This window comes from Bacteroidales bacterium, from assembly GCA_031276035.1.
Taxonomy (GTDB): domain Bacteria; phylum Bacteroidota; class Bacteroidia; order Bacteroidales; family BM520; genus RGIG7150.
This window is the reverse complement of sequence record JAISNV010000035.1, coordinates 18,343-29,376: the sequence shown is the minus strand read 5'-3', so window position 1 is coordinate 29,376 and position 11,034 is coordinate 18,343. Positions and strand designations below refer to the sequence as shown.

General features: G+C 36.1%; 1 protein-coding gene. It reads left to right on the top strand.

What is annotated here, in order from left to right; all coding sequences use genetic code 11:
* The first annotated feature begins 260 nt into the window (after positions 1–260).
* Positions 261–11,024, top strand: coding sequence for a T9SS type A sorting domain-containing protein (locus tag LBP67_09485; protein ID MDR2085211.1), 10,764 nt, complete (start codon positions 261–263; stop codon positions 11,022–11,024).
* Positions 11,025–11,034: the final 10 nt, after the last annotated feature.

Genomic DNA, 11,034 nt, shown 5'->3' with positions numbered 1-11,034 from the left:
TTTCTATTATTCAACACAATAAAAAAATAAGTGTTTTCCGTTTTTTAATCAAGCAGCGAAAGAATCCAATCACTCCAAAACATTGGTTTTTGCTGTATAATAGAAATTTTAAGTCGTTTTTGAAATGATTTTGTATCAAAAATTAATTAAAAGTTTAGTTTATGACATAAATTTTAGGTAAAATTAGGTTTATTTTTACCTAAATTAAGTTTAAATATGATAAAATTAATCAAGTATAAACGAAAATATATTATATTAACATGAAAAGATTTATATTATGTTCCGTAATACTATTATTATTAAGTAATTGTAGTATTTCTTTTGCCAACAATAATTGGCCGGATTATTTTTCTTTAGAAGCAACTCCGAGCAAATCGGAATCAAAAGCTCAACCAACAGTAGTAATAACGCCTATTACTTATGATGTTTGTCCTAATGTTGGTACTGTAACAGTAAATGCTGTTATTACAAACGGCACAGCACCGTTCAGTATTTCTTGGTTGGGCGCCACAGTAGATCCTACTGATAACGAATATGCAACAATAACTATTAATCCTAATTTATGTAATACAACCATTACTGTTTATGTTAGTGTAACTGATAATGATGGTCTTACTGCTAACGCTAATATGTCCTTTACGGTTAAGGATGATCAACCGCCGGTTATCACAAATACTTTGCCGGCATACACAGGTACAGGTTGCGATATAAGTGTTTATCCCGCCAATAACAGTTTAACGTTTTTGACTGCAAGCGGATTAACCATCAGCGATAATTGTAGTAATAATAGTGACCTTATCGTTACATCCAACGATGTTATCACGGGAAATTGTCCTCTAAGAATAACAAGAACATATACTATTAAAGATGCTTGCGGTAATTCCGCTACAACTACACAAAATATTACAATAAACAAACCGGTTTTTACAATAAGTATCCCCAACGGAACAACAACAGTCAACTGCATCAATAACACCTTTACTCCCGATGCCCTTGCTCCTACTGTTTACGATGCTTGCGGAACTTTGCTAACTCCGGTACTTACAAATATTGTAACAAATCCGTCAATGTTTACCTGCGACGGTACAAGAGTTTATGAATATACTTATACAGATTGTGAGGGTAATACTGCTATCTGGACTTATACATTTAATATTGAACCTACTTTTACAATAACTGCCACACCCGGTGAAATTGTTGTAAATTGCCCTGCGGATGTTTATCAACCGGATGCATTTTTACCAACCGTAGCAAACTCTTGCGGTAATATTGTAACCAATATAGTCCTTACCTCAATTGTTCCCTCTAATCCCAGCACTATTACTTGTAACGGAGAAGTTATATATACATATACTTTCACAGATTGTGCCGGTAATACGGATACTTGGGATTTTACTTTTATTATTGATATGCCGCCTTTTACTATATCCGACGCACCGGGTACCGCGAATGTAGCATGTGTTTCAGACATAATTGAACCTTCCACCATTTCTCCTTCGGTTTTACCTGTTGCTACAGATTACTGTGGAAACATTATCACCAATATTATTTTACACAGTACGGTAAGCTACCCATCTATCGATTGTGAACAAACAAGGGTATATACATATAGATATACCGACTGCCTCGGTCGTTATGCAGACTGGACATATACATACACTATCAACAGGGCTCCTTTTTCTATTACGCAACCGGCAGGTGCACTTACTGTAAATTGTGTCGCAGAAATTTTTGAACCTACAACATTCTTACCTGTTGTATTTGATGCATGTAATAAAAGAATTACCAATATTGTTCTCACAAGTACGGTTGATGCTCCTACAAGCCCATTAACTTGTGAAGGAACACGCACATATACATATACATATACAGATTGTTCCGGAAATACCGATACCTGGGATTTTGTTTTTACAGTTCAATTGCCAGCATTGGTAATAAATACTCCAAACGGCTCTACTACTGTTAATTGTGTAAGTAAAATAGACGAAACATCAATTATTCTTCCTCAGGTTTACGGTGCTTGTAACACATTAATACCGGGGGTTAAAACCAATGACGTTCTTACTGAACCTATTCCTAATTGTAACGGAACACGCGTTTTGGAATACACTTTCACAGATTGTGCAAGTAATAGTGTTGTTTGGACATATACATTTAATATTGTTCCTGAAATTATTTTCAGTGCAGCAAATGAAGAACACACGGTTAATTGTATTGCTGATATAGTAGCTCCTACCGTTATCCCGTCAGCTGTTGATGGTTGCGGAAATGTAATTAATCCAACAGGTCCAACCATCACGGAAACTCCTAACCCATTAACATGCGAAGGAACACGCGTTTACTCTTATGAATATATTGACTGCGCAGGTAATTCGGTTTACTGGACTTCTACTTTTCATGTGGAAATTCCTGCATTCACTATTGCAGATCCTCCAGGAACACAAACTGTAACTTGTATTTCAGATATTATAGCTCCGACTGCCTACATACCTACTGTTGTTGATGTTTGCGGAAATACTTTAACTGCTCAACTTATTAGTGCCGACGAAACTCCTAATCCATTAACTTGTAACGGAACGAAAGTTTATAGATATAGATATACCGATTGTGCCGGTAATACAGCAGATTGGACATATACTTACACTGTAGATATGCCGGGGTTCACAATTGGAGTCCCTGGTGGTACTGCAACTGTTGATTGTGTTGATGATATAGTGGTTCCTACAGCATATTTACCCGTTGTTACCGATTATTGCGGTAATAACATTACCAATATTGTTTTATCTAATATATCAAACAACCCTGACCCTATAACTTGCAACGGAACAAGGGAATATACTTATACATTTACCGATTGTGCGGGTAATACTGATACTTGGACATATGAATATACAGTAACAAGACCCGCTTTCAGCATAACTGTCCCCGACGGAAATGTTACAGTAGCTTGCCCGAGTGCAGCTGTTGAGCCCACTGCTTTCTTACCAAGTATTTATGATGAGTGCAATAATTTAATTACTGATATACAATTAATTAACACTCCTACTTCTGTTACTTGCGAAGGAAATATGGATTATATTTACGAATATACTGATTGTGCAGGTAATACGGATACTTGGACTTTTACTTATAATGTTGTAGCTCCTGCTTTTAATCCTACACTTACCCCAGGTACTGAAACAATCGGTTGTATTTCCGGATTTTATCAACCAGACAGCCATGCTCCGGTTGTTACAGATAATTGTGGTCGTAACGTACCTGCTGTTTATGTAAATTACACTGATACTCCTAATCCGATAACATGCGAAGGTACAAGGACATACAATTACACATATACTGATTGTGCAGGTAACATTGCTTACTGGACTTACACTTTTACTGTAGTTATACCTACTCTTAACATTACTACAGCTCCGGGAGCAGCAACAGTTAGTTGTCCTAACTTAGCAGTTGATCCATCGGCTTTAGTTCCTACTATCTCTGATGCTTGCGGCAATGTACTTACTAATTACACAATTACAAATATTATTGACTTACCAAATCCGCTAACATGCGAAGGTACGCGTGAATATGTATTTACATTCACAGACTGCGCAGGTAACACAGACGATTGGTCATTTATATATACTATAGAAGCACAGCCGCTTACAATATATCCGACTTCTTCAACAGAAGTAGTAAATTGTATTTCCGATATACCTGATGCAAATTATGTTAGCAACAATCTACCAACTTTTACTGATTACTGCGGTAATGTACTAACAAATTACACATTTTTGGGTTCAACGGATAATCCTAATCCGTTAACTTGTAGCGGTACTCGTATATTCAGGTTTGAATTTACCGATTGCGCCGGTAATACTGCCGAATGGTCGAAAGTATATTTTGTTAGTGTTCTACCAAATAATGATCCTATACCGGCAGGACAAACAACTGTTAACTGTATTGCAGATATTGATGAGAATTCAATTACATTTCCGGATGCTTATGATAATTGCGGTAATTTAATAACAAACATCCAATTTGTTAATACTGTCGAAAATCCTAATCCACTTGTTTGCAGCGGCGGCACAAAAACTTATAACTATAGATATTATGATTGTGGTGGCAATAGCAGAAATTGGTCATTTACATTTAATATCGTAAGTTCGCCGTTTACAATAACCGTTCCTCCGGGATTCACCAATGTTAACTGCCCGAATGATATGTTCGATCCTATAGGTTATATACCTGTTATTAATGATGAATGCGGCGATGTAATTACAGATATACAAGAAATAAGTGTTGTTTATACTCCAAATCCTATCATTTGTGAAGGAACAAGAGTACATACATATAGATATACAGATTGTAGCGGTAATTATGCGGATTGGACATATACAATCAATGTTAATCGTCCTGAATTTACAATTACAACACCGGCAAAAGATACTACAGTAAATTGTGTTGCCGATATTGAACATATTGTAAACAATAACTTAATTTCATTACCAATCATTACCGATGCTTGTGGTGATGTTATTTCAAATATTCATATTACAAATGTAGTTAACACTCCATCTGTAATACCGTGTACCGGTGGTAAAAGAGTTTATACCTTTACGTATTATGATTGCAGCGGAAATTCTGCAGATTGGTTATATACTTTCTATGTAAATTTACCTCAGCTTGAAATTCCCGATGATGATAAAATAATTCATGTTGATTGTCCTTCATTAATTATTGAACCAACTCAATTCTTACCTGTAGTTTATGATCTATGTGGAAACCTAATTACTGACATTGTTCTTCTTGATTATACCGAATCGCCTAATCCATTAGAATGTATAGGTACAGCAACATATAGATATATGTATACTGATTGTGCGGGCAACTCGGATATCTGGACATGTACTTATATTGTACAAATGCCGGCTTTCACAATTACCGAACTTCCGGGTGAAACAACTGTTGATTGTCCTTCTGATATATATGAACCGTGGAATCTTATTCCTGAAGTCACAGACTATTGCGGTAATATTATTACAAACATTCAAATTGTTAATATTACTAATACCCCGACAACAATTACTTGCGACGGCACTTCTGTTTATACATTCAGATATACCGATTGTGTAGGTCAAACTGCTGATTGGCAATTTACATTTAATGTAGAAAGACCTGTTTTTGTTATCGAAGCAGCTCCGGGAAGTACAACTGTTAATTGTCTATCCGAAATATTCAATCCTATCACTCAATTACCTCAAGTTTATGATCCATGCGGTAACTTAATCACAAATCCAATCTTAACAGATATCCGTGAAACACCGAATCCTGTTATGTGTGCCGGAACACGTACATATGTTTACACATACACAGAACCTTGTTTCGGTCAAACTGCGGAATGGACATACACTTTCAATGTAACTCCGTCTCAATTTACAATGCCTGAGACTCACAAAGATGTTGTAGTTGTTTGTCCTTCGAATGCCGTAGAACCTACAGCACTTCTTCCTGTTGTTTATGATGTTTGCGGAAGAAGAATTTATGATATACAATTATTAGGTTATGTTGATTCACCTAATCCGCTTGTTTGTAACGGTACAAGAACATATACTTATCAATATAAGGATTGCGGAGGCAATACTGCTTTATGGACATGTACCTATCATATAGGTGATATTCCGATGTTTTCTATTGACATTCCTCCTTTTGATACAACAGTAAACTGTGTTGCAGATTTATTCGTACCAACCTATGATATGTTACCTGAAATATATGATTTTTGCGGCAACTTACTTACAATGCCATTTATATCGGATATCATATATGATCCGCCAAATTTAATTTGTGCCGGCTCACGTACTTTAGTATATACTTACACGGATTGTTCCGGTCATACTGCCAATTGGTCTTATATAATTCATGTAAGTCCGCCGCAGTTTGCTATTACTTCACCTCCTGGAAGTACAACCGTAACCTGTGTTTCGGAAATTGTACCGCCACCGGCATCCGTTCTCCCTATAGTTTACGATGCTTGCGGTAATTTGATTACAGATATTCAACTTACAGATCATATCGATCAACCCGATCCGTTAGTTTGCAACGGGTATCGTACTTATATTTATACTTATACCGATTGTGCAGGAAATACAGCCGATTGGATGTATACTTATTTCGTAAATGATTTACCTCCGCTAAATCTTACACTGGTAGATCAGGATACAACGGTTAATTGCTTCAATGATATTTTCCAACCTGATGAATTCCTGCCCGAAGCTTTTGATGCTTGCGGAAATCTGATAACAAATATTCAACTTAACGGATACACAGATAATCCCAACCCGATAACTTGTGAAGGATCTCGTACTTACCATTATACTTATTACGATTGTTCCAACAATTCTGCTACTTGGAATTTTACTTTCAACATAAACATTCCTCAATTTACAATTGAAGAAGCTCCAATAGATTCAACAATTTATTGTATTGCAGATTTATTCGATCCGATAGCTTTCATTCCGGAAGTTTATGATTACTGTGGCAGTTTAATTACTAATATTGTTTCAAATACAATTGATACACCTCCTACATTCAGTTGCGAAGGTACGAGAGTTATCACTTATACTTATACTGATTGTGCCGGTAATACTGCAAATTGGACATATACTATCAATATTGATATGCCTCAATTCGTTATAAATGAATTACCCGGTGACACAACAGTAAATTGTTATAATGACATTTTCGAACCTCTTCAGTTTACTCCTATCGTTACAGATTATTGCGGTAATACCATTACTAATGTTGTACTTACAGATATTTCCGAAAACCCTGAACAATTCGAATGTAACGGTTCCCGTACTTACACATATACTTATACAGATTGTGCAGGTAATACAGCTGATTGGAAATTTACTTTCTTTGTTGTAACTCCTATTTTCTACATCAATGATGCTCCGGGTGATGTTACCGTATCTTGTTTGTCAGATGCTGTTGAACCTACCGCTTTCTTGCCGGTAGTTCAGGATTTCTGCGGAAACACTATCACAAATATTGTACTTGTTAATAAGGAAGAAAATCCTGATCCGGTAACCTGTGAAGGAACAATAATATATCATTATTTATATACCGATTGCTATGGAAACACTGCTACTTGGCATTATAAATATACTATTGTTACAACTCCTTTCACAATTAACGAACCAGACGGACAATTAACTGTAAATTGTCCATCACAAGTTATTACTCCTATAAACTATTTACCTGAAGTCTATGATAACTGCGGTAACTTAATCACAAATATTACGTTAACAGATTCGGGTACTACACCGCCGGCAGGAATAACCTGTGAAGGAAGTAAATATTACACATATACTTATACGGACTGTGCAGGATATACTGATACATGGACTTTCACCTACAACGTTATAAGACCTACATTTGTAGTTAATGCGGAACCCGGTGTAGCTTATGTAAATTGTCCTACCGAAATATATGAACCTACAAATTTAGTTCCTGTAGTTTATGATATTTGCGGTAATTTGCTTGATCCGCCTATTCTAACTGATATCACAAATAATCCGTCTACGATTACTTGTGCGGGAACAAGAGTATATACTTATACATATATTGATTGTAAAGGCGATTTTGCAGATTGGACTTATACTTATCATGTAATGCCGGAGCTTGTTATATCAACACCTCCTATGGTTGAAAATGTTAACTGCATAAGCGGTACTTATGAACCTACGGCTCATCTTCCTGTAGTTGTTAACTCTTGCGGCTATACTCTTCCCGCTCCTAGTTTAATAAGTATTGTGGATAATCCTCTTAACATTACTTGTACTGGTACACGTACTTATACTTATTTATATACCGATTGCGCTAATAACACAGCTACCTGGACATATACATTTAATATTCAAGTTCCCGAACTCGTTATTTCACAACCTCCTATTGTTAATACGGTTTCCTGCGTAAGCGAAATGTTCGATCCGAGTAGTATAATACCTCAAATTAGTGACGCTTGCGGTAATCCTATATCAAATGTCATGTTGTTAAGAATAGATAACGTCCCGAATGAAATAACATGTACCGGAACTCGTACTTATACTTATAGATATACTGATTGTGTAGGTCATATTGCAGATTGGACCTATACTTTTATAGTTGATATGCCCACATTTACTATTACTCAACCTGCAGGCTCAACAACTGTAAATTGTTTATCTGATATTACAGCTCCTGTATTCCCTGTTGTACGTGATGCATGTAATAATATTATTACAAACATTCAACTTACAGACGTCCAAGATAATCCTTCACCTTTAGATTGTGCGGGATCGCGTACTCATGTATATACTTACACCGATTGTGCGGGTAATACGGCTAATTGGGAATATACTTATAATATTCAAGGTTTACCATTGGTTATGACAACTCAACCAATGACGGTAGTTATTAATTGTATTGATGACCTGGTTGAACCTACGGCGCACATACCTACAATTCTTGATGGCTGCGGCAATGCTACAACTCATGCACTTACAAATGAACAAAGTAATCCTACTACTATTACTTGTGAAGGCACGAAAGTTTATACTTATACTTTTACAGATTGTTTGGGAAATACTGCAGATTGGACTTTTACATACGTATTAATAGTTGAACCGTTTACGATTAATGCCGAAAATGTTCTTCAAACTGTTGCATGTGTCTCGGAAGCTCTTGTTGAACCTCACACTGTTCCGGGTAATTTACCCACAATTCTTGATAATTGCGGTAATGATATAAGCGGATCATTCCACTTAAATGTATCTAATGAGATTACTGGTTGTCAAGGTTATGTAACATACAATTACGTATTTTACGATTGTGCCGACAATCAGGCTATATGGCAATATAAATATCATGTTGTACCTGAACCGCTATCAATTACAGTACAAAACGTTGAACAAGTAGTAGAGTGTCCTGGTATGGCTTTAGTACTGCCTCATACTGTTCAGGGCTTAATGCCGACGGTTCTTGATAATTGCGGTAACGATATCAGCAATACTTATTTCTTATCGAACACTATTAATCAACTTGGTTGTGAAGGTAGTGTCGAATATATCTACACATATAGCGACTGTGCAGGATATACCGATAACTGGTCATACAAATACATTGTCGATATGCCACAATTTACAATAACTGAACCTAATGGATCAGAAACTGTTAATTGTATATCCGAAACTTATCAACCCGATGATCTAAAACCGGTTGTTTATGATTATTGCGGTAATTTAATAACCAGCATTAATTTTAACGGTTATACAGATCAACCTACACCAATAGCTTGCGAAGGTACAAGAACGTATAAATATACTTATACCGATTGTGCGGGTAATTCGGCAGTTTGGGAATATGCATTCAATATTGTAAAACCGACAGAACTCATTCTTGATATTGAACCGGGTATAGCTTATGTTAACTGCTTAGCCGATGTAACACAACCTACAGCTTCAATGTTACCTGTTGCTCATGATATTTGCGGTACACCTTTAGCTACGCCGGCGTATGTTAATTTTTATGATGATCCTTATCCTTTAGTATGTTCGGGAACACGTACATATTATTATACTTATACCGATTGTGCGGGTAATACGGCGGAATGGCAATATATTTACTATGTAGGACCGATGTATCCGCCTCAAGTACCGGGAGATGTACATACAACTGTAACAAATATTGCTGATGCAATTGCTCCGGGTTTACCAACAATACATGATATGTGTGGTAATATTGTTCATCCGACCCTAGTAGTTCAAAATGATCCTGACCCGTTAGAATGTCAAGGCACAAGAACATATATTTACACTTATACTGATTGTGCTGGTAACTCTTCCGATTGGACATATTCATATACTATTATTCCTAATAATTTATATATGCAGACATTATCTTGGACACATGGTTGTACAACCGGTGACGGCGGTTCAATAACTCTTCGTGCTTGGGGAGGATCTGCTCCTTATACTTTTTATTGGAAGAAAACAACAGGTCAGGTAAGTTCAAGTCAACCTACATACAATAATGTTTACACATTCACGGATCTTTCTGCCGGTACTTATGAAGTATATATAACAGATGTCAATAACTGTAAACAAACTGTATTTAATACAATTACCATAGAAATACGTCCTGGATATGTAACTTACGACTTTATGCAATTATGTGAATCCGAATTACCTATTAAATACGGCGACAGTACTATTTATACACCGGGATTACATGATATAATTTTCAATACTCAGCAAGAGTGCGATAGTTTAGTTCATCTTACCGTATCCACCTATCCCGAATATCTCATATCAACACAAGATACATTATGTTCTTATGATCTTCCATACACTTGGCGAGGTCAAACAATTAACGGTCCCGGAATTTATTATGATTATCTGGAAACTGTTATTAACAGATGTGATAGTATTTATGAGTTTGAAGTAACTATTGTTAATGAACTGGATGAAATTGGAAGTATTAGCGGTACCACCGAATTTATTTTCGGATCGGATATTTTCTACGGTATGTACATCTATAATATAGATCCTGTTGAGGGTGCAACTCATTACGAATGGCAAATTCTTGATGCGCCGTGGCATATCGAACATAATTACGGTACGGTTTGTACTTTATATGTAAGATCAAGAGATGTAGCAAGGTTAACCGTACAGGCATTTAATAAATGCGGCGGCTCCCAAATATCAACTCTGACTATGATAGCGCATGCGGGAATTGATGATATCGACGGATCTAGTATCAGCATCTATCCTAATCCTGCCAACGATTATATGGAAATTAAGTTTGAAAAATATGAAGGTAAAACTGAAATTTCTGTCTATGACTCATCAGGAAAGCTTGTTGATGTTATGGCATTAAATATTACTTCCGAAACCGAACGTATAAGACGTAGCACTACCTTATATAAAAATGGTATATACTTCATACATATTAAAAATAATAAAACTTCTATTACCGAACGTATTATTATTCAACATTAAACTTTAAATA